This is a genomic window from Streptomyces tendae, from assembly GCF_008632955.1.
Classification (GTDB): Bacteria; Actinomycetota; Actinomycetes; order Streptomycetales; family Streptomycetaceae; genus Streptomyces.
Genome location: NZ_CP043959.1, coordinates 200533 through 220985, shown reverse-complemented (window position 1 = coordinate 220985; position 20453 = coordinate 200533). Strand labels below are relative to the sequence as shown.

General features: G+C 71.9%; 15 protein-coding genes. 4 read left to right on the top strand and 11 right to left on the bottom strand.

Annotated elements, in window-relative coordinates; all coding sequences use genetic code 11:
* Nucleotides 1-110: 110 nt before the first annotated feature.
* Nucleotides 111-2720: an ATP-dependent chaperone ClpB gene (gene clpB, locus F3L20_RS01050; RefSeq protein WP_150151156.1), complete on the bottom strand. Its 2610-nt coding sequence runs from the start codon at nucleotides 2718-2720 to the stop codon at nucleotides 111-113.
* 133 nt (nucleotides 2721-2853) lie between these two features.
* Here clpB and F3L20_RS01045 point away from each other — a divergent pair, with 133 nt between their 5' ends.
* A complete protein-coding gene (locus tag F3L20_RS01045; RefSeq protein WP_150151153.1) occupies nucleotides 2854-3270 on the top strand; it encodes a pyridoxamine 5'-phosphate oxidase family protein in 417 nt (138 codons plus the stop codon).
* A gap of 170 nt (nucleotides 3271-3440) precedes the next feature.
* Here F3L20_RS01045 and F3L20_RS01040 read toward each other — a convergent pair whose 3' ends face one another.
* Nucleotides 3441-3737, bottom strand: coding sequence for a (2Fe-2S)-binding protein (locus F3L20_RS01040; RefSeq protein ID WP_167534435.1), 297 nt, complete (start codon nucleotides 3735-3737; stop codon nucleotides 3441-3443).
* 40 nt (nucleotides 3738-3777) lie between these two features.
* On the bottom strand, nucleotides 3778-3927 hold the full coding sequence (locus F3L20_RS01035) for a hypothetical protein (protein ID WP_167534417.1): 150 nt from the start codon (nucleotides 3925-3927) through the stop codon (nucleotides 3778-3780).
* Nucleotides 3928-4135: 208 nt separating this feature from the next.
* Here F3L20_RS01035 and F3L20_RS01030 point away from each other — a divergent pair, with 208 nt between their 5' ends.
* Together F3L20_RS01030 and F3L20_RS01025 are read left to right on the top strand one after the other, a co-directional pair.
* Nucleotides 4136-5080, top strand: a complete 945-nt coding sequence (locus F3L20_RS01030; protein WP_167534434.1) for a helix-turn-helix transcriptional regulator — start codon at nucleotides 4136-4138, stop codon at nucleotides 5078-5080.
* A 23-nt stretch (nucleotides 5081-5103) separates the two neighbouring features.
* On the top strand, nucleotides 5104-6078 hold the full coding sequence (locus tag F3L20_RS01025; protein WP_150151148.1) for a helix-turn-helix transcriptional regulator: 975 nt from the start codon (nucleotides 5104-5106) through the stop codon (nucleotides 6076-6078).
* Here the strand turns inward: F3L20_RS01025 and F3L20_RS01020 are convergent.
* The 7 genes from F3L20_RS01020 to F3L20_RS00990 all read right to left on the bottom strand — a co-directional run bounded on the left by F3L20_RS01020 (nucleotide 6041) and on the right by F3L20_RS00990 (nucleotide 13884).
* Nucleotides 6041-7072 carry a helix-turn-helix transcriptional regulator gene (locus F3L20_RS01020; RefSeq protein WP_150157175.1) on the bottom strand — a complete coding sequence of 344 codons (1032 nt, stop codon included), beginning with the start codon at nucleotides 7070-7072 and terminating at the stop codon, nucleotides 6041-6043. The two genes, F3L20_RS01025 and F3L20_RS01020, sit on opposite strands and share 38 nt — an antisense overlap.
* A gap of 127 nt (nucleotides 7073-7199) precedes the next feature.
* Entirely contained in the window at nucleotides 7200-8306 is a 1107-nt protein-coding gene (locus F3L20_RS01015) for a sugar ABC transporter substrate-binding protein (RefSeq protein WP_240810813.1), read from the bottom strand.
* Between the two features lie 274 nt (nucleotides 8307-8580).
* Nucleotides 8581-9033: a heat shock protein transcriptional repressor HspR gene (locus F3L20_RS01010; protein ID WP_006134641.1), complete on the bottom strand. Its 453-nt coding sequence runs from the start codon at nucleotides 9031-9033 to the stop codon at nucleotides 8581-8583.
* Between the two features lie 4 nt (nucleotides 9034-9037).
* Complete coding sequence (gene dnaJ, locus F3L20_RS01005; protein WP_145829177.1) at nucleotides 9038-10213, bottom strand: molecular chaperone DnaJ; 1176 nt, start codon at nucleotides 10211-10213, stop codon at nucleotides 9038-9040.
* 36 nt (nucleotides 10214-10249) lie between these two features.
* Nucleotides 10250-10918 (bottom strand): nucleotide exchange factor GrpE, encoded by a 669-nt coding sequence (gene grpE, locus F3L20_RS01000; RefSeq protein WP_150151143.1) that lies wholly within the window; start codon nucleotides 10916-10918, stop codon nucleotides 10250-10252.
* Complete coding sequence (dnaK, locus tag F3L20_RS00995; RefSeq protein ID WP_145829176.1) at nucleotides 10915-12753, bottom strand: molecular chaperone DnaK; 1839 nt, start codon at nucleotides 12751-12753, stop codon at nucleotides 10915-10917. The genes grpE and dnaK overlap by 4 nt, the downstream gene beginning before the upstream one ends.
* A gap of 93 nt (nucleotides 12754-12846) precedes the next feature.
* Nucleotides 12847-13884 (bottom strand): undecaprenyl/decaprenyl-phosphate alpha-N-acetylglucosaminyl 1-phosphate transferase, encoded by a 1038-nt coding sequence (locus tag F3L20_RS00990; protein WP_150151140.1) that lies wholly within the window; start codon nucleotides 13882-13884, stop codon nucleotides 12847-12849.
* A gap of 323 nt (nucleotides 13885-14207) precedes the next feature.
* Between F3L20_RS00990 and F3L20_RS00985 the strand changes: the two genes are divergently transcribed.
* On the top strand, nucleotides 14208-16514 hold the full coding sequence (locus tag F3L20_RS00985) for a (Fe-S)-binding protein (protein WP_150151137.1): 2307 nt from the start codon (nucleotides 14208-14210) through the stop codon (nucleotides 16512-16514).
* Nucleotides 16515-17229: 715 nt separating this feature from the next.
* On the opposite strand, the gene F3L20_RS00980 is transcribed toward F3L20_RS00985, so the two are convergent.
* A complete protein-coding gene (locus tag F3L20_RS00980; RefSeq protein ID WP_150151134.1) occupies nucleotides 17230-20172 on the bottom strand; it encodes an AAA family ATPase in 2943 nt (980 codons plus the stop codon).
* Nucleotides 20173-20453: the final 281 nt, after the last annotated feature.

Sequence of the window (20453 nt, the reverse complement as noted above, 5' to 3'; positions counted from 1 at the left end):
CGGGCCTGTCAGCCGAGGGCTGACTCGATCCGGTCAGGTCCGGGGTACCCGCAACGGCTCCGGGCCCAACGTCCGCGGGGGACATCGGGCCCGGAAAGCGGAACCGTGACTCAGAGTGTCTTGCCGGTTCCGGTGCCGGCGGCCGGGCCGACGATCAGCCCGTCCTCGAAGCGGTCCACCCGGACCGTGTCGCCGTCCTTGATCTCGCCGGAGAGGATCTCCCGGGCGAGCCGGTCGCCGATCGCGGTCTGCACCAGACGGCGCAGCGGCCGGGCGCCGTACGCCGGGTCGAGGCCCTCCTGCGCCAGCCAGGCCAGCGCCTCGGGCGTGACCTCCAGGGCGAGCCGGCGTTCGGCCAGGCGCCGGCCGAGCGCGGCGATCTGGAGCTCCGCGATGCGCTCCAGCTCGGCCTTGGTGAGCGCGGAGAACACCACGAGGTCGTCGAGACGGTTGAGGAACTCCGGCTTGAACGACGCCCGGACCACCTCGAGGACCTGCTCGCGCTTCTCGGCCTCGGTGCTGACGGGGTCGACCAGGTACTGGCTGCCCAGGTTGGACGTCAGCACCAGGATGGTGTTGCGGAAGTCCACGGTGCGGCCCTGGCCGTCGGTGAGCCGGCCGTCGTCGAGGACCTGGAGCAGGATGTCGAAGACCTCGGGGTGGGCCTTCTCCACCTCGTCCAGCAGCACCACGCTGTACGGGCGGCGGCGGACGGCCTCGGTGAGCTGGCCGCCCTCCTCGTAGCCGACGTAGCCGGGGGGCGCGCCGACGAGCCGGGCGACCGAGTGCTTCTCGCTGTACTCCGACATGTCGATGCGGACCATGGCCCGCTCGTCGTCGAAGAGGAAGTCGGCGAGCGCCTTGGCCAGCTCGGTCTTGCCGACGCCGGTGGGGCCGAGGAAGAGGAAGGAACCGGTGGGCCGGTCCGGGTCGGCGATGCCGGCCCGCGAGCGCCGCACGGCGTCGGAGACGGCCCGCACGGCCTCGGTCTGGCCGATCAGCCGCCGGCCCAGCTCGTCCTCCATGCGCAGCAGCTTCTGCGTCTCGCCCTCCAGCAGGCGGCCGGCCGGGATGCCGGTCCAGGAGGCGACGACGTCGGCGATGTCGTCGGCGCCGACCTCCTCCTTGACCATGGTGTCCTTCGCCACCTCTTCCTCGGCCTCCGAGGCGGCCTCCAGGTCGCGTTCGACGCCCGGGATCTCGCCGTAGAGCAGCTTGGAGGCGGTGTCGAAGTCGCCGTCGCGCTGGGCGCGTTCGGCCTGGCCGCGCAGCTCGTCGAGCTTCTCCTTCAGCTCACCGACGCGGTTGAGGGAGGTCTTCTCCTTCTCCCAGCGGGCGGTGAGGCCGCGCAGCTCCTCCTCCTTGTCGGCGAGGTCGCGGCGCAGCTTGTCGAGGCGCTCGCGGGAGGCGGCGTCGGTCTCCTTGCCGATGGCCAGCTCCTCCATCTTCAGCCGGTCGACGGCGCGCTGGAGCTCGTCGATCTCGACGGGCGAGGAGTCGATCTCCATGCGCAGCCGGGAGGCGGCCTCGTCGACGAGGTCGATGGCCTTGTCCGGCAGGAAGCGGGAGGTGATGTACCGGTCGGAGAGGGTCGCGGCGGCCACCAGCGCGCTGTCGGCGATCTGCACCTTGTGGTGCGCCTCGTAGCGGCCCTTGAGCCCGCGCAGGATGGCGATGGAGTCCTCGACGGTCGGCTCGGCCACCAGCACCTGCTGGAAGCGCCGCTCCAGCGCCGGGTCCTTCTCGATCCGCTCGCGGTACTCGTCGAGCGTGGTGGCGCCGACCATGCGCAGCTCGCCGCGGGCCAGCATCGGCTTGAGCATGTTGCCGGCGTCCATGGCGGAGTCGCCGCCGGCGCCCGCGCCGACGACCGTGTGCAGCTCGTCGATGAACGTGACGACCTGCCCGTCGGACTCCTTGATCTCCGCGAGGACGGTCTTCAGCCGCTCCTCGAACTCGCCGCGGTACTTGGCGCCCGCGACCATGGCGCCCAGGTCGAGCGAGACCAGCCGCTTGTTCTTCAGCGACTCGGGCACGTCGCCCTTGACGATCCGCTGGGCGAGGCCCTCGACGACGGCGGTCTTGCCGACACCGGGCTCGCCGATCAGCACGGGGTTGTTCTTGGTACGGCGGCTCAGCACCTGCACCACCCGCCGGATCTCCTGGTCCCGTCCGATGACGGGGTCCAGCCTGCCCTCACGGGCGGCGGCGGTCAGATCGGTACCGAACTTCTCGAGTGCCTTGTACTGGCCCTCGGGGTCGGGGCTGGTCACCCGGCGCGCTCCCCTCGCCTTCTGGAAGGCACCCTGCAGCTTCTCCGCGGTGGCGCCCTGCCCGGACAGTACCTCGCCGGCCGCACCGCCCTTGGCGGCGATGCCGATCAGCAGGTGCTCGGTGGACAGGTACTCGTCACCGAGGTCCTGGGCGCGGGCCTGGGCGTCGGCGACGACGGCGAGCAGCTCGCGGTTGGGCTGGGGCGGCGCCACGGTGGATCCGGTGACGCTCGGCAGTCCGGAGAGGACCCGCTCGGCACCGGAGCGTACGGCGGCCTGGTCGGCGTCCACCGCGGCGAGCAGGTCCGTGATGTTCTCGTTCTCCTGCCCGGCGAGCAGGGCAAGCAGCAGGTGCGCGGGGGTGAGGTCGGGGTGCCCCTCGGTCACGGCCCGGTTGCCGGCGGCGGCCAGTGCGTCCCGGCTCCGGTTGGTCAGCTCGGCGTCCACGTGTCCGTTCTCCTCCTTGGTGCCCTTCGGTGACCCTCAGCGGTGTCCGTGGTGACTGCGCCAACGTCCACAAACTTGAGTCTATTCCACTCAAGGTGGTGACCGCGAGGACTCGGGGCTAAGTTCCGGGGTCATGACCCTCACGTATTCGGTGGATCCGGGCGATCCGGACGCGTCGTACCTCAGCTTCTGGCGCGAACGGCACCTGTGCACGCTGACCACCCTGCGCCCGGACGGCACACCGCACCTGGTACCCGTCGGGGTGACGTACGACCCCGAGGCGCGCCTCGCCCGGGTCATCACCAACCGGACCAGCGCGAAGGTCCGCCATGTACGGGCGGCGGGGGACGAGGGCGCGCCGGTCGCGGTCTGCCAGGTGGACGGCAGGCGGTGGGCGACGCTGGAGGGACGCGCGCGGGTCCGCACGGAACCGGAGCGCGTCGGGGACGCGGTGCTGCGTTACGCGGAGCGCTACGGACGGATGCCCGGCCCCAACCCGGACCGGGTCGTCATCGAGATCGCGCTCACGCGCGCGATGGGCCGCGGCTGAGACCGGCGGCGCGGCTCGCACCGGCGAGCGATCCCTTCCGGCCATCACCCGATCCAGGCGATACCCGGAAATGTCCCCCAAAACTGCAGCGGCGTCACCGTGTTCAGGTCACGGTGACGCCGCTGCGGGGGGGAAGCACCTGCGCGATCTTTTACGACGGGGGAATCGCGTCAGGCACTGCGGGGGGTGGCCGAGATGGTCCTGGGGGCAGGGGAGTCGGACTCCACCTGCCGGTGGTCCCGCTGGTCCAGGTTCACAAAGATCATTCCGTACCGGATGGCACACCGCACGGGCTTCGGAGCCCCCCGGGGCCGCCTCAGACACCGGTACGCCCGTACGTCACCGTCCTCGTCGCGCGTGACGACCACGGGCTCACCGAAGACGGTCACCATCAACGAGTCACCGCTGTGGGGGATGGCGGTGACCAGGTCGATGAAATGCCATCCGGACCGGTAGGCCGTCGCCATCTCACGACGGAAGGATCGGTCGTCAGGTGGGGTGGCCACGTCAGCTCCAGACAGTGTCTGCCGGGAGCTGGACCACGTCCTCGCCGTCCACCACGCCCACGGCCCCGCTCGACCAGACGGTGTCGTCCTCGGCGTCGCTCTGCGCGCCGGAGAGGGCGCCCAGCGCACCGAAGGCCACAACGGCGGACAAGGCGGCGACAAGCACCGAGCGACGCATTCTCTTACGCATAGTCGGCTTCGTCCTCACTCGAAGGTCCCCTTTCCCCCGTCAAGTAAGACGATGGCTCATTCGGGCACGTCATGGCCACACGATCGGTGCATCATGTTCCTGCATGTTCAGGAGCCTGGGGGGTGGAGATTTAACAATGAATCGGACCAAAACCGTGCATCCCCATCCCATGACGGAGCTGTGCGTGGAAGGGAGTCGTCTGTACGCGAACGCACTGCGCACGGGACGTATCCCCCGGGCGGAGGCCGAAGCCGCGCCCTGTCTGGTCGACTTCTCCCTGCTCCACCCCGACCCCGACGACCCGGACTGGCTGCGCCCCGTCCCGCCCTCCGTCGTGCTGGCCCAGCGGCTGGACCCGATCGAGCGTGAGATCACCGAACGCAGGCGCCTGACCATGGAGTTGGCGGACACCTTCGAGCCGTTCATGGGACTCGGCGCCCCCCTGACGGAACCGGTCCACTCCATCACCGTGCTCGAAGGACTCGACCGCATCAACGAGGCGCTCGACCTGGCGACCTCCCAGTGCCGGAACGAAGTGCTCACCGTCCAGCCGAAGAACCGGCACCCGCAGCAGCGCCTGATCGAGGCGCTGGAACGCGACCGGCCCCTGATCGAACGCGGGGTGCGGATCAGGACGCTCTACCAGCACACCGCGCGGTACAACCCCGAGCGCATCGCCTGGACCGAGCAGTTCGCCGACGGCAAGGTGGAGTACCGCACCATCGACGAGCTGGTCGAGCGCCTCATCGTCTGCGACGACACGGTCGCCTTCATCCCCGTCCGGGACGACCGGCAGGTCGCGCTCGAACTGCGCCACCCCGGCCTGGTCCGCTACCTCATCAAGGTCTTCGAATTCATGTGGGGCCGGGCGGTCCCCCTCACCGCCGGCACCCCGTACGAGACCGCCCCGGACGGTCTCACCGACATCCAGCACTCGATAGCCAAACTGCTCGTCGAGGGACACGTCGACGAGGCCATCGCGCGCCGGCTCGGCATGAACGTCCGCACCTGCCGGGCACACATAGCGAAGCTGGCCACCGCGCTCGGCAGTGGCAGCCGTGCCCAACTGGGGTACCTCATCGCACAGTCCGGCATTCTCGAACAGGACCACTGATCCGGTCCGGGGGGCGATCAGGCATGAGCGGCGACGCACCACACAGGGCGGCGGACGCGCTGCGGGCGGAGGCACTGGACCGCTACGCCCGCGCCCTGGACCAGGGCCACGTGCCCGCCTCGGGGGACGCGGAGACCCCGCTCCTGCTCCGCCTCGGCCTGCTCCACCCCGCCGGGGACGACCCCAGCCGGCTGGAGCCGGTCGCACCGCACCTCGCCCTGCACCGGCTGCTGCGCGCCTCCGAGGACCGCGTCGCCGAGGAACGGCGGCGTCAGGAACGCCTGGCGGAGACCCTGGCCCCGCTGCTGCGCCCCGGCGAACCGGTGGAACAGGAGTCCCCCCTCGTGACCCGGCACAACGGCACGGAGCACATCGGACGGGCGATCAGCGAGGCGATGACCGGCGCCACGGAACTCCTCGCCGTCCAGCCGCACCGCAGCTACGTGAAGTTCGACCCGGCCGTCCACGAGCCCGCCCTCCGCCGCGACCAGGCCCTGCTGGACCGCGGCGGCCGTATCCGCGCCCTGTACCAGCACACCCTGCGCCACGCGCCCACGCTGGCCGCGCGCTACGAACGCCTCACGGGCGACGTCGAGGCCCGCTCCCTGGACGAGATCACCGACCGCCTCGTGATCGTCGACGGCGCGGTCGCCTTCATCCCGGCCGGCCCCGAGCGCTCCACGGCCCTGGAGGTCCGGCATCCGGCGATCGTGACGTTCCTGGTCACCACCTTCGACCGGCTGTGGCGCCTCGCCACCCCCATGTACCCGGAGGCGGACCGGCAGCCCACCCTCAACGGCGTCACCCCGCGCCAGCGCGCCATCGCCACGCTGCTCGTCGAGGGGCACACCGACGCCGTCATCGCCGACCGGCTCGGCATGAACGTCCGCACCGCGCGGGAGCACATCGCCAAACTCGCCACGCTGCTGGGCAGCGGCAGCCGGGCGCAGCTCGGCTACCTCATCGCGCGGTCCGGGGTGCTCGACTCGGCGGAGTGACGGCCGGGTGCCGCGCCCCGTCCAGCCCCGCCTGCGCGATCCGCACCCCCAGCTGGGTACGGCTGGCCGCCCCGAGGGTCTCCGACAGGCGGGCGATGTGCGCCCGGCAGGTGCGCACACTGATGCCCAGGCGCTCCGCGATGACCGCGTCCTGGTGGCCCTCCGCCAGCAGCGCCGCGATGGACTGCTCCCGGTGCGAGATGCCCTCGATGCCGGTGTCCGGCAGGGGGGCCGTCAGCGGGATGGCGAGCCGCCACAGCCGGTCGAAGACCGTGCCCAGGTACTCCACCAGCGCCGGGTGGCGCAGCTCCAGCGCCATCGTGCGCTCGGCGTTGGCGGGGATGAAGGCGACCGTACGGTCGAAGAGGATCAGCCGGTCGACCACCTCGTCCAGCGTGCGCGCCTCCACCGCGTCGCCCATCAGCTCCAGATAGCTGAGCAACCCGTGCCCGTGCCGGGCGACGTGGGTGTACAGGTCCCGCATGCGCACGCCCCGGCCGCGCAGCGCCATCGCCCGGTGCAGGCCCTCCGACAGCTCGGCCTCGCGCCTGATGCCGCCCGGCTGGACCGTGAGCACCTCGGTGGTGCACGCCTGCGTCGCCTCGTCCATCGCGGCCTGGATGCGCGCCAGTCCGTCCAGCACCCGGATCGCCGGGCCCTCCGCCGACGACTGGGCGACGGGCACCCGGCGGCCGAGTCCGGCGTACCACTCGAAGGCGGCCACCGCCGAGCCGACCCGGCGCTGACTCGCCCTCACCTCGTCGTACATGCCGCGCAGCAGCCGGGTCATGACCTCCTGCGGGGCGGTGGGCACCAGCCAGTCCATGTCGTCGGGATCGGGGTGCAGCAGGGCCAGCTCCAGCAGGCAGGGCACCCGCTCGGCCTCCCGGCGCGGCAGCCGGCCGCGCCGTACGGCCCGGGAGTACACGCGGTCCCCGGCCTCGCACAGTCGGTCAGCACCGTGCGGATGCTCCTCCGCCGCGTGCCCGGCCATCGCCCATCCCACCCCCGGTTCAGCCACTTTCCGCAGCGCAACTATGCGCGGCCGGAACCTGCTGTGCAACACGGGGCCGGCCACCGCGCCGCCCGGAGACCTGCGGGTGGCCGAATACCGACGGGAGTTACTTCAGGTCGAGCTTCTCGCAGGCGGACTTGAACTCGGCGGTGCAGATGTCCGACACGTCGTAGAACCCGTCGGCGATGACCGTGTCCTGGATGTTCTCCTGCGTCAGCGCGACCACCGGCACCAGCTGCGCCGGGATGTCCTGCTCGGTGGGGCTGTCGACCCGGTCGCGGGTGAGGGCGTCGAACTGGATGTCCCGGCCCTGGACCCGCGCCACGGCCATCTCCGCGGCGTTCTCCGCCTCCGTCGGGTACGACTTGTACACGCTCATGTACTGCTCGCCGGTGACGATGCGCTGCACCGCGGCGATCTCCGCGTCCTGGCCGGTGATCGGCGGGAGGTCGGTGACACCGGCGGCGCGCAGCGCCTTGACGATGCCGCCCGCCATGCCGTCGTTGGCCGAGTAGACGCCCTTGATCTTCTCCGCGCCGATCTCACCGATCGCCTCGGCCATGTTCTTCTCGGCGTTCTTGGGGTCCCAGTCCTTGGTGTCGAAGGACTTGGCGATGGTGACCTTGCCCTTGAGCTCGGACAGCGCGCCCGCCTTGAACTGCTTGGCGTTGGGGTCGGTCGACGAGCCGTTCATCATCACGACCTTGTCGGTGATGCTGAGGTCGCCGCCGAAGGACTCCAGCAGCGAACGGCCCTGCACCTCGCCGACCAGCTCGTTGTCGAAGGAGATGTACGCGTCGATCGGGCCCTCGGCCAGCCGGTCGTAGGCGATGACCGGGATGCCCGCCTCCTTGGCCTTGGTGACGCTCTCCGCGATGGCGTGCGCGTCCACCGCGTCCAGCACGATGACGTCGACCTTCGAGTCGATCATGCGCTGCATCTGGGAGGCCTGCTTGTCGGCGTCCGCCTCGGCGTTGGCGTACTCGACCTTGCCCTTGTTGTCGGTGAGCGCCTCCACCTTCTTCTTGAAGAAGGGGTAGTCGAACTGCTCGTAGCGCGTGTTGGCCTTCTCCGGGAGGAGGAGGCCGACGGAGATGTCGTCGCCCTTGGCGGGGCTCGCCTCGTCGCTGCTCCCTGTCGCGTCGAGCATGCCGCAGCCGGCGAGCGTGACGGACATCGAAACGGCGGCCACGGATATGGCGATACGACGCATGCGAGGGCTCACTTCAGGTGCGTTTTGGACGTGGGCACAGCTTTGCGGCCCATGTGACTGAAAAGCCAACGCTTCAGGGCCCATCGCCGTCAAGGGGCAACCACTTAACGAGATGGACACAGCACGGTCCGCTGAACTCGTGAAAGTCCTGCGGACACGCCGCGTGGATCACCTGGACACGCAGGCATACCATAGTCACAGATGTGGTCAGGCATAAGAGAAGGGGCCCTGAGGTTCGGTGAACCTCAGGGCCCCTTCCGCGCGTTCCGCGTGGTCAGTCCGACTGCTGCTGGCGCTTGGGCCGCCACACCACCAGCGCGCTGGTCTGCTGCACTTCCTGGTAAGGCACCAGGTCACGGCGGTACGAGGCGTGGACGGCCGCCTCGCGCTGGCGCATCGCCGCCGCCGCGCCGTCGAGCGCGTCCTCCAGTTCGGCCACCCGGGCCTGGAGGGCGGCGACCTGGTTCTCCAGTTCGATGATGCGCTTGATTCCGGCCAGGTTGATGCCCTCGTCCTGCGACAACTGCTGCACCTGCCGGAGCAGTTCGATGTCACGGGCCGAGTAGCGCCGGCCCCGGCCCGCCGTGCGGTCCGGCGACACAAGTCCCAGCCGGTCGTACTGACGCAGCGTCTGCGGATGCAGACCGGACAGCTGGGCCGCCACCGAAATGACGTAGACCGGGGTGTCCTGGGTCAGTTCGTACGGATTGCGTCGACGGCCGTCCATCGCATCAAGCTCCCTTCGCGGCCTGGAACAGCTCCGCCCGCGGATCCTGGTCCGCGGTTGCCTCGCGATACGCCTCCAGGGCGTCACGAGCCTTCCCCGACAGGTCCTTGGGAACACTCACCTCGACGGTCACCAGAAGATCACCGCGGGTGCCGTCCTTGCGGACCGCTCCCTTGCCGCGGGCACGCATGGTGCGCCCGTTGGGTGTGCCCGGCGGAAGCTTCAGCGTCACCGGAGGACCGCCCAGCGTCGGGACCCGGATCTCGCCGCCGAGAGCCGCCTCGGGATACGTGACGGGCACGGTGACGGTCAGGTTGTCGTCCTTGCGGCCGAACACCGGGTGGGTGCCGACGTGCACGACGACGTACAGATCGCCCGCGGGCCCGCCGCGCTCACCGGGAGCCCCCTTGCCGCGCAGCCGGATCCGCTGCCCGTCACTGACCCCCGCGGGAATGCGCACCTGCATCGTCCGCGAGGACTTGGCCCGGCCGCTGCCCTTGCAGACCTCGCAGGGCTCCTCCGCGATCAGACCGCGGCCCTTGCAGTCGGGGCACGGGTCCGTCAGCGAGAAACCGCCGCCGGAGCCCCGCGCCACCTGCCCGGTGCCGACACAGGTCGGGCACACGCGCGGTGTGCCGTTCTTGTCGCCGGTGCCCGAACATGCCTTGCAGGGCGCCTGCGACGACATCCGCAGCGGGACGGTCGCGCCCTCGATCGCCTCGGTGAAGCTGAGCGTCACCTCGGACTCGATGTCCTGGCCCCGGCGCGGCTGGGTCCGCGTGGTCCCCGCGCCGCCCCGGTTGAACAGGCCCCCGAAGACGTCACCGAGGCCACCGCCGAAGCCGCCGGCCTGGCCGCCGCCGGGCTGACCTCCGAAGAGGTCACCCAGGTCGAAGTTGAACGTGCCGCCGCTTCCGCCCGGCCCCGGACGGAAACCGCCGTTGCCGAAGAGGGCGCGCGCCTCGTCGTACTCCTTGCGCTTCTTGGGGTCGCCGAGGATGTCGTTCGCCTCGGAGATCTCCTTGAAGCGCTCCTCCGCCTTGGCGTTGCCCTTGTTGGCGTCCGGGTGGAACTCGCGGGCGAGCTTCCGGTACGCCTTCTTGATCTCGGCCTCGGTGGCGTCCTTGGGGACGCCGAGGACCTTGTAGTAGTCCTTCTCGATGAAGTCCTTGGTGCTCATCCCCGACGTCCCTCCTTCCCTGCGTCAGCTATAACGTCAGCCCTCCTCCGGGCCACCGTTCTCCTTGTTCTCCTCCGCCTGCGCCTCGGTGCTCTCCTCGGCCGGCTTGACCGTCTGCGCGCCCGGCTGCGGCTCGGCGACGGCCACCCGCGCGGGGCGGATGGTGCGCTCGCCGATGCGGTACCCCGGCTGCAGGATCGCCACGCACGTCGTCTCGGTGACGTCCGGGGCGTAGGAGTGCATCAGGGCCTCATGGATCGTCGGGTCGAAGGGCTCGCCCTCCTTGCCGAACTGCTGCAGGCCCAGCTTCGCCACCGTGGTCTCCAGCGACTCGGCGACGGACTTGAAGCCGCCGAGCAGCTCGCCGTGTTCCCGTGCGCGGCCGATGTCGTCCAGCACCGGGAGCAGTTCGGACAGGAGGTTCGCCACGGCGACCTCCTTGACCGCTACCCGGTCCCGCTCGACACGGCGGCGGTAGTTCTGGAACTCGGCCTGGAGGCGCTGGAGATCCGCGGTGCGCTCGCCGAGCGCGGTGCGGGCCTGGTCCAGCTGAGCCACCAGGGCGGCGTTCTGCCCCGTGTCCCCGGCCGGGGCCGCCTCCTCCTCGGAGGGAGCGGCGGCCTTCGGCTCGGCGTCGTCGGTCGGTGCGCCGGAAGGGACGTCGGGCTGCTGCTGCTCGTCGAAGCCCGGGGTCTCTTCCGTCACGCCGCACCGTCCTTGCGGTCCTCGTCGACGATCTCGGCGTCGACGACGTCGTCGTCGGCCTTGGCCTCACCGGCGGACGCGCCACCGGCGGCCTGGGCACCCTGGGCGTCGGCGTACATGGCCTGGCCCAGCTTCTGGGAGACGGCGGCGACCTTCTCCGTGGCGGTGCGGATCTCGGCGGTGTCCTCGCCCTTGAGCTTTTCCTTCAGCTCGGCGACGGCTTCCTCGACCTCCGTCTTGACGTCACCGGGGACCTTGTCCGCGTTGTCCGCGAGGAACTTCTCCGTCTGGTAGACGAGCTGCTCGCCCTGGTTGCGGGACTCGGCGGCCTCGCGGCGGGCGTGGTCCTCCTCCGCGTACTTCTCGGCCTCCTGGCGCATCCGGTCGACCTCGTCCTTCGGCAGCGAGGAGCCGCCGGTGACGGTCATCTTCTGCTCCTTGCCGGTGCCGAGGTCCTTCGCCGTGACGTGCATGATGCCGTTGGCGTCGATGTCGAAGGAGACCTCGATCTGCGGGACGCCACGCGGCGCCGGCGGCAGACCGGTCAGCTCGAACATGCCCAGCTTCTTGTTGTACGCCGCGATCTCGCGCTCGCCCTGGTAGACCTGGATCTGCACGGACGGCTGGTTGTCCTCGGCCGTGGTGAAGATCTCGGAGCGCTTGGTCGGGATCGTGGTGTTGCGCTCGATCAGCTTGGTCATGATGCCGCCCTTGGTCTCGATGCCGAGGGACAGCGGGGTGACGTCGAGCAGGAGGACGTCCTTGACCTCGCCCTTGAGGACACCGGCCTGGAGCGCGGCGCCGATGGAGACGACCTCGTCCGGGTTGACGCCCTTGTTGGCCTCCTTGCCGCCGGTCAGGTCCCTGACCAGGTCGGCGACGGCGGGCATACGGGTCGAGCCACCGACCAGGACGACGTGGTCGATCTCGCTGACGGAGATGCCGGCGTCCTTGATGACGTTGTTGAACGGCGTCTTGCAGCGCTCGAGCAGGTCCGCGGTCAGCTGCTGGAACTGCGCGCGGGTCAGCTTCTCGTCGAGGTGCAGGGGGCCCTCGGCGGAGGCGGTGATGTAGGGGAGGTTGATCGAGGTCTCGGTGGACGAGGACAGCTCGATCTTCGCCTTCTCGGCGGCCTCACGCAGACGCTGCAGCGCCATCTTGTCCTTGGACAGGTCCACGCCGTGACCCGACTGGAACTGCTTGACCAGGTAGTCGACGACGCGCTGGTCCCAGTCGTCACCACCGAGGTGGTTGTCACCGTTGGTGGCCTTCACCTCGACGACACCGTCGCCGATCTCCAGCAGCGAGACGTCGAACGTACCGCCACCGAGGTCGAAGACGAGGATGGTCTGGTCGTCCTTGTCGAGGCCGTACGCCAGGGCGGCGGCCGTCGGCTCGTTGACGATGCGCAGCACGTTCAGACCGGCGATCTCGCCGGCCTCCTTGGTCGCCTGGCGCTCGGCGTCGTTGAAGTACGCCGGGACGGTGATGACCGCGTCGGTCACCTTCTCGCCCAGGTACGCCTCGGCGTCCCGCTTCAGCTTCTGCAGCACGAAGGCACTGATCTGCTGCGGGTTGAAGTCCTTGCCGTCCAGGTTGATCTTCCAGTCGGTGCCCATGTGGCGCTTGACCGACCGGATGGTCCTGTCGACGTTCGTCACGGCCTGGCGCTTGGCCACCTCGCCGACCAGCACCTCACCGTTCTTGGCGAAGGCGACGACGGAAGGCGTGGTCCTGGCGCCCTCGGCGTTGGTGATGACGGTGGGCTCGCCGCCCTCCAGAACGCTGACGACGGAGTTAGTCGTGCCCAGGTCGATGCCGACCGCACGTGCCATTTCGATTCCTCCAGCTGACTTGAGTGGAACAGACTCAAGCATGCATGACGTCCGGCGTGGGGTCAACAGAGCTGAGTCAGCCAGACTCAACTCTTATCCGCTCCTTACACGCAACCGCTCGCTGACCTGCGAGGACGCACTGGCCGAACGTTGACGCGGCCGGAAAACGGGAGTGACGGGCAACCGCACGAGCCCCAGGACGAGCACCGCCGCGGCTCCCGCGACCCACATCGCCGCGCCCGCGGGCAGCCTCCCCGTGTGCACGCACACCGCGAGCACCGCCGCGCCCGCGGCCCCGGCACCGAGCAGCACCACGGCCGCGCGGGGTGCGAGCCCCAGCCGCCGCAGCCGGTGCGCGAGATGGTCCGGCCGTCCGCGGGCCACCGGCCGGCGGTCGAGCCGCCGCCCGAGTACCACCAGGGCGGCGTCCGCACACGCCAGGGCCGTGAGCGCGAACAACACGGCCGCTCCGGACCCGATTCCCTGTCCGGCCCGCACGAACACCGCCGAGGAGGACAGAAGGAAGCCCGTGAACAGCGCCCCGCCCGCCCCGAGCGCCGCCTGCGCGGGGAACCAGTTGTGCAGCAGGAACCCGGCGAGGGCGGCGGCCAGGGCGCCGAGCAGCGCGGCGAGTCCGTCCATCACCTCGGCCGCCGCGCAGACGGCCACCGCGACCGCGCCCACCGCCCCCACGGTGCCGGCCAAGCCGTCGGCGTGGTCCAGGCCCCGGAAGGCGACGGTCGCCACGACGACGCACGCCGCGGCCAGCACCCCGCCGGGCACCCCGGTCTCCTCGTACGGGACGACCAGCGCCGCCGCCACGGCCGTACCGGCGGGCGTGACCCACCGGCGGAGCCGCCAGGCGTCGGCGGCCAGCCCGAGCGCCGCGACGCAGCCGGCGGCCACGACCACCCGGCCGATCCCGGCGCCGAGCGGGGCCACACCCAGGGCGTCCCCGGCCACCGCGACCAGGGCGGTCGCCAGTGCGACGGCCGTTCCCCCGGCCAGCGGCACGGCCCGCCGGCGCCTGCGGTCCACGATCCCCAGACGCAGGGCGGGGACCCGCAGGACCCCCGTGAGCAGGGCGGACAGCAGCAGGGCGGTGGCGGCGGCGACGATCCCGTAGAGCACGGATATAAGTTAGAGGCGTATCGACCGATTTGGCGTGAATAACACGATCGGATCCCGGACGCCATCCGGGGCGGTCGCCAGGGCTCCTCCCGGGCACCCACCAGGGCGTCCGCCGGCCGGCTCACCGGTCACCCGCGAAGGCAACCCTCAGCGATTCAGATCACCCCGTGCCCGGCTACAGTGCGGCCGGAGATGGGGGTAGTCTCAGACGGACTGCATAAGTTACCGCTTAGTAATCTCGGGGAAGCCGGAAGGCAAGTCCCGGTGAAGCCCCCGACAGCCCACTCCACACCCTGAACCCCTCGCAGGCCCGAGGAGCCCTCATGCAACTCGCCGCGATCATCGTGTCGCTGGTCCTGACCGTGGTCGGCGTTGCGCTGCTCGCACGCGCGATCGGCCAGTTCGTCCGGCACTTCAAGCTGGGCCAGCCGGTCCCGGCCGGCAGCCGGACCGACAACCCCTACCAGCGCAGTGTGACCCTGGTGCGGGAGTTCCTCGGCCACACCCGCATGAACCGGTGGGGCATCGTCGGCATCGCCCACTGGTTCGTCGCCGTCGGCTTCCTGACACTGCCGCCGACCCTCGCCCAGGCCTTCGGCCAGCTGTTCCAGGCCGACTGGGTGCTGCCGGTCATCGGCGACTTCCTGCCGTTCGAGATGTACATCGAGTTCATCGGTGTCATGACGGTCCTGGGCATCGCGGCGCTGATCGTGATCCGCCTGCTCAGCCTGCCGTCCCGGCCCGGCCGCAAGTCCCGCTTCGCCGGCTCCAAGGCCGGCCAGGCGTACTTCGTCGAGTACGTCATCCTCACCATCGGCCTCGCGATCTACGTGCTGCGCGGCCTCGAGGGCGCCCTGCACCACGTCGACCACTACGAGGCGTCGTACTTCGCCTCGTACCCGCTGGTCCTGGCCTTCAAGGGGCTGTCGGTCGGCGCGCTGCAGAACCTGGTCTACCTGGTCGCCATGATCAAGATCGGGACGTCCTTCGTCTGGATGATCGTCGTCTCGCTCAACACCAACATGGGTGTGGCCTGGCACCGCTTCCTCGCCTTCCCCAACATCTGGTTCAAGCGCGAGGCCGACGGCGGGACCGCCCTGGGCGCCCTGCAGCCGATGACCTCCGGCGGCAAGCCGATCGACTTCACCGACCCCGGTGACGACGACGTCTTCGGCGTCTCCCAGGTCGAGCAGTTCTCCTGGAAGGGCCTGCTGGACTTCTCCACCTGCACCGAGTGCGGACGCTGCCAGTCGCAGTGCCCCGCCTGGAACACCGGCAAGCCGCTCTCCCCCAAGCTGCTGATCATGTCGCTGCGCGACCACGCGCACGCCAAGGCCCCGTACCTGCTGGCCGGCGGCGGCAAGACCATGGAGGGCGAGGAGAAGGCGTCCGAGGAGCAGCTGGCCGGTGTGCCCGCCGCCGCCCTCGCCGAGGCCGATCGCCCGCTGATCGGCACCGCCGAGGAGAACGGCGTCATCGACCCGGACGTCCTGTGGTCCTGCACCACCTGCGGCGCCTGCGTCGAGCAGTGCCCGGTGGACATCGAGCACGTCGACCACATCGTCGACATGCGCCGCTACCAGGTGATGATCGAGAGCGCCTTCCCGTCCGAGGCGGGCACGATGCTCAAGAACCTGGAGAAGAAGGGCAACCCCTGGGGCCTGGCGAAGAAGCAGCGCCTGGAGTGGACCAAGGAGGTCGACTTCGAGGTCCCGGTCGTCGGCAAGGACATCGAGGACCTGTCCGAGGTCGAGTACCTCTACTGGGTCGGCTGCGCCGGTGCCCTGGAGGACCGTGCCAAGAAGACCACCAAGGCCTTCGCGGAGCTGCTGCACATCGCGGGCGTCAAGTTCGCGATCATGGGCGGCGACGAGAAGTGCACCGGTGACTCCGCCCGCCGTCTCGGCAACGAGCCCCTGTTCCAGGAGCTCGGCATGGAGAACGTCATGTCCCTCAACGCCGCGTTCGGCGAGGAGAGGGACGACGACGGCAAGGTGACCGAGGAGTCCCGCAAGCCGAAGGCGTCGAAGAAGATCGTCGCCACCTGCCCGCACTGCCTGAACACCCTGGGCAACGAGTACCCGCAGCTCGGTGGCGACTACGAGGTCATCCACCACACGCAGCTGCTCCAGCACCTGGTGGACGAGGGCAAGCTGATCCCGGTCACCCCGGTCGAGGGCCTCATCACCTACCACGACCCGTGCTACCTGGGCCGCCACAACAAGATCTACACGCCACCGCGCGAGATCATCGGCAAGGTCCCGGGCCTGCGCAACGAGGAGATGCACCGTCACAAGGAGCGCGGCTTCTGCTGCGGCGCCGGCGGCGCCCGGATGTGGATGGAGGAGCGGATCGGCAAGCGCATCAACAACGAGCGCGTCGACGAGGCCCTCTCCCTCAACCCGGACATCATCTCCACGGCCTGCCCGTTCTGCCTGGTCATGCTGACCGACTCGGTCAACGGCAAGAAGGCCGCGGCCGAAAACGGCTCCGCCCCGGGCGTCAAGGTCAAGGAGTCCATCCAGGTCGTGGACGTCGCCCAGCTGCTGCTGGAGTCCGTCAAGACGCCGATCGACCCGGCGGGCGAGGAAGAGACGGAGCCGGCTCCCGAGCCGGAACCGGTGAAGTAACGCCCCCCGCACGGAAAGGGCCGCCCCGGAAGGGGCGGCCCTTTCACCGTCCCGGCCCTCCGTCAGCCCGCCCGGACCAGGGGGCGCCGCCTGAGCCGCCCGCGCCCCGCACCCCCGCGACGGCCGGCCCGCCGAGCCCGGTACCGCCGCCCGCGCCGAGGGCGCTTCGTCCGGTCGGCGGACGTCGGGCGGCCCGAAGCCGGTGGCGCGTTCGCGCGCGCCGCCCGCGCCCCGGCACCCCTGCGGGGCCCGGCAGCTCACCGGTCGCCGCGTCCCGTACCACCGCCCCCGCCGCGAGGGCGCTCCGTCCGGCCGACGCACCGTGGGCGGCCCGAGGCCAGTGGGGCGTTCGCGCGCGCCGCCCGCGCCCCGGCACCCCTGCGGGGCCCGGCAGCTCACCGGTCCGCCGCGTCCCGTACCACCGCCCGCGCCCCGAGGGCGCTCCGTCCGGCCGACGCACCGTGGGCGGCCCGAGGCCGCAATGGCCCGGCGGGCGGGGCATGCGCCCCGGCCACGGGCGTCCGGCGGGACTCCGTCGGCAGCTCGCGTGAGGGCCCCAGGGGGCCGGGGCCGCCCCCGCCGGGTGCCGTCGGGGGGTGACGCCCTGGCGCCGTCGTCAGCTCGCCGGGCCGGGGGCCGCGGCTCGCGGTCGGCGGACGGCCCGGCCGCCGGGCCGTCGAGCGGGGGCCGCTGGCGGTCACGCCCGGTGTCGTTGTCAGCTCGCGCGGGCCGGGGGGCCGTAGGGGGACGGGGGAAGGGCTGCGGGGAGTTCGGTGCGGCGGGTTATGCCTAACTTGCGGTAGGCCGCCGTCAGGTGGGTTTCCACCGTGCGGCGGGCCAGGTGCAGGGACGCCGCTATCTCCGCGTTGGTGCGGCCCTCCGCCGCCAGGCCCGCGATGCGGCGCTCGCTGTCGGTCAGCGCGGCCGGGCCCGTGCGCGGGGCTCCGGCACGCCGGGCGCCGCCCTCGTGCAGCAGCTCCTCGGCCACCCCGCGCAGCCGGACGGCGCCCAGGCGCTCGGCCCGCTCCACCGCCTCGTACAGCGCCTCCCGTGCTTGGGAGCGCTCCCGCGAGGCAACCAGCAGTCGTCCGTGGGCGATCAGCGCGGCGATCAGCTCGGCATCGGCCGGTGTCCCGCGCAGCAGCGCGACCGCCGTGCCGGTGAGCCGCAGCCCGCGCCGGCCGCCCGTGGCCTCACCCAGCACCCGCAACGCCCGCCCCCGCACCCTCGGGGTGTGCCAGACCTCGGCGAGCCGCGCCTCCTCCTCGGCGTGCGACAGCGCCTCGTGCCGCCTGCCCAGCGCGAGCAGGCACTCGGCGGCGCCCACCCGCCACGGGGAGGCCACGGACAGGTACGCCTCGCGGGACGCCTGCCGCCGGCCGCACTCGCCGAAGTCCTCCAGCGCCGCCGCCGGCTCCCCGGCCGCCGCGCGCAGCACCCCCCGCGCGTAGAGGAAGCGGTGCGTGCGCCAGGAGTCCGGGGCGGTCGGGAGCTCGAAGCCGTCCACCAGCCGGGCGGCCTCCTCCAGCCGTCCCGTCTCCACCAGGGCGATCACGGCCTGCGTGTGCGCGCTCGTGGGCCCGGGCCCGGAGGAGCGGATCCGGGGGGTCCGCGCACTCGGCTCGGCCAGCACGGCGTCGTGGTCGGCGCGGGCCGCCGCGAGGTCCACCCGTACGTCGGTCAGGATGTGGTGCATCGGGTGCAGCATGAAGGACCCCAGCGGATCCAGCGCCCGCCGCACCAGCTGCTCGGCCTCGTCGAGTTCGTCCGCCCAGTGCGCCACCAGCGCCGCCATCCCGAACAGGAACGGCACGGCGAGCGGGTCGGCGGGGCCGTCGGTGAGCGCGCGGATCCGGTCCATCGCGTCCCGTGAGGAGATCAGCCCGGCCGTCGCCCCGTGCCGTACGGCCTGCATCCGCCGGGCCGCGTCGAGCAGGTCCGGACCGTCGCCCTCGGGCTCGGGCAGGGGCGCCTCGTGCTCCGGGCGCAGCGCGTCCGGCGTGGCGTCGGACATCAGCACGGCGACCGCGCGCAGCGTCCGCACCAGGCCGGGCCGTTCCGCGAGCCGCTGCTCCTCCTCGCGGAGGAGGCGCAGCGCCTCCCCGGTCTCGCCGCTGCGGGCGAGCGCCGTGGCCAGGGCCACCATCGCCCGCACCCGGTCCCGGGACTCGCCCGGCAGCCGCACGGCCTGTGCCAGCCGGGCGAGGCCGCCGGACGGGTGCGCGGCGCACTCCAGGGAACCGAGCTGGATCAGCACGGTGGCCCGGCGCACCGGCGCCATGGGTTCGTCCAGGGCGCGCCGGAGGTACGCCACGGCGCAGCGTGGCCGGCCCGCCCGCACCTCCTCCCCCGCCGCCTCGACCAGGATGTCGACGGCCCAGGGCTCGGCCACCGCGGAGCCGTGGAACAGGTGTCCGGCGACCACGCCGGCCGGGGCGCCCTCGCGCATCAGCTCCTCGGCCGCGGTGCGGTGCGCCTCCCGGCGCCGGCCGCTGGTCCAGCCGCTGAGCACGGCGTCCCGCAGCAGCGGGTGCGCGTACCGGTGCAGGCCGTCCTCCCCCCGCCGCAGCAGGCCGAGGCGGGTCATCGCGGTGAGCCAGCCGGTGACCCGGTCCGGGTCCGCCTGGGCCATCCTGGCGGTGATCCGCGCCTGGGTGTCGCGGCGCTCGTCGGGGCAGTACCCCGGGCACCAGTGGCGCGCGGGCGCCGTACCGTCCGCGGCCGGGGGGCGTACGGCCGCGGCGTCCGCCTCCGCGCTCTCCAGCACGGCCAGGCAGCGGGCGACCCTGGCCGTGGCCCCGCCCGCGCCGGCCAGCCACCACGAGACGACGTCCGGGTAGGCGCCCGGGTACAGCGCCGCGCAGGTGTCCGGCAACGCGGTCGGCGGGGCGGTGCCGTCGTCGGCGTTCCAGGACGACAGGTCGTGCAGCAGGGCGCGCAGCAGCAGCGGGTTGCCCGCCCCGGCCCGCACGCAGTCGGCCACCCGGTCCGGCGCGGCCTGCGGGAAGGCGGCACGGACCAGGCCCGTGGCGGCGTCCGCGCTCAGCGGGGCGAGGGTGTGGGTGTGCACGAAGGCCGGGGACAGCCCGTGCGCCAGGCCGGGGGCGGCCTGGTCGATGTCGTACTGGCTGCGCTCGGTGACCACCAGCAGCACCGGCAGGCCGTCGACCAGCCGGGCCGCCTCGGTCAGCCAGCGGCGCGAGGACGGGTCGGCGGCGTGCACGTCGTCGACCGCCACGAACAGCGGCGCCCGCCGCGCGTGCGTCTCCAGCAGCCGCCACAGCAGCGCCCCCCGGGTCCGGCGCCGCTCGGCCTGGGTGGGGCCGGGCTCCGCCTCGGTGCGGGCGGGCACCGACGGGGTGTGGGCCGCCGGGACGTGGGCGGACGCCGCCGCGGCGCCCTGGAGGAAGTCCGCCTCCTCACCGAAGAGCTGGCGGGCGACGCCCCACTCCGTGCCCCTGTCCTCAGGGGTGCAGCGGGCCCGCAGCACCCGCATTCCCCGGGCCGACGCCTGCTGCGCGGCGGCCCTGAGGAGAGCGGTGCGGCCGGTGCCGGTGGCGCCGCGCAGCAGGACCAGCCGGCCCGATCCCGCGCGGGCCCGTTCGGCCCCGGCGGCCAGCAGGCGCAGGGCGTCGTCCCGTTCGCTGAGGGGGTCCACTAAGGGCAACGGTTCCTCCTGGGCCGGGCGGATCGTGGTCGGGGGACGGTGGCGGCGGGCCGCCGGTCCCCTTCTGAAGGACGCGCGCCGGGCCCGTCAGGTGCCCCGACGGGCCGAGGACGACGGCCTGTTGAGGCAAGAGACGGTAAGAAGGTGTGAATCCCCGCCGCGGGTATGGACGCGACGCACCGGGGCGTGATCCACTCCCGCCAAGCCACGGCCCGGCCGCCGTCCAGGCGCACGGAACACCACGTGATCTCGTGGTGCGTCTCGTGGTTCTC

Coding starts and splice junctions, on each gene's coding strand:
- F3L20_RS01045 (WP_150151153.1), top strand. CDS start 2,854: ATGACCCTCACGTATTCGGTGGATCCGGGCGATCCGGACGCGTCGTAC.
- F3L20_RS01040 (WP_167534435.1), bottom strand. CDS start 3,737: ATGGCGACGGCCTACCGGTCCGGATGGCATTTCATCGACCTGGTCACC.
- F3L20_RS01015 (WP_240810813.1), bottom strand. CDS start 8,306: ATGCGTCGTATCGCCATATCCGTGGCCGCCGTTTCGATGTCCGTCACG.
- F3L20_RS01030 (WP_167534434.1), top strand. CDS start 4,136: ATGACGGAGCTGTGCGTGGAAGGGAGTCGTCTGTACGCGAACGCACTG.
- F3L20_RS01020 (WP_150157175.1), bottom strand. CDS start 7,072: ATGGCCGGGCACGCGGCGGAGGAGCATCCGCACGGTGCTGACCGACTG.
- dnaK (WP_145829176.1), bottom strand. CDS start 12,753: ATGGCACGTGCGGTCGGCATCGACCTGGGCACGACTAACTCCGTCGTC.
- F3L20_RS01025 (WP_150151148.1), top strand. CDS start 5,104: ATGAGCGGCGACGCACCACACAGGGCGGCGGACGCGCTGCGGGCGGAG.
- F3L20_RS01010 (WP_006134641.1), bottom strand. CDS start 9,033: ATGGACGGCCGTCGACGCAATCCGTACGAACTGACCCAGGACACCCCG.
- F3L20_RS00985 (WP_150151137.1), top strand. CDS start 14,208: ATGCAACTCGCCGCGATCATCGTGTCGCTGGTCCTGACCGTGGTCGGC.
- dnaJ (WP_145829177.1), bottom strand. CDS start 10,213: ATGAGCACCAAGGACTTCATCGAGAAGGACTACTACAAGGTCCTCGGC.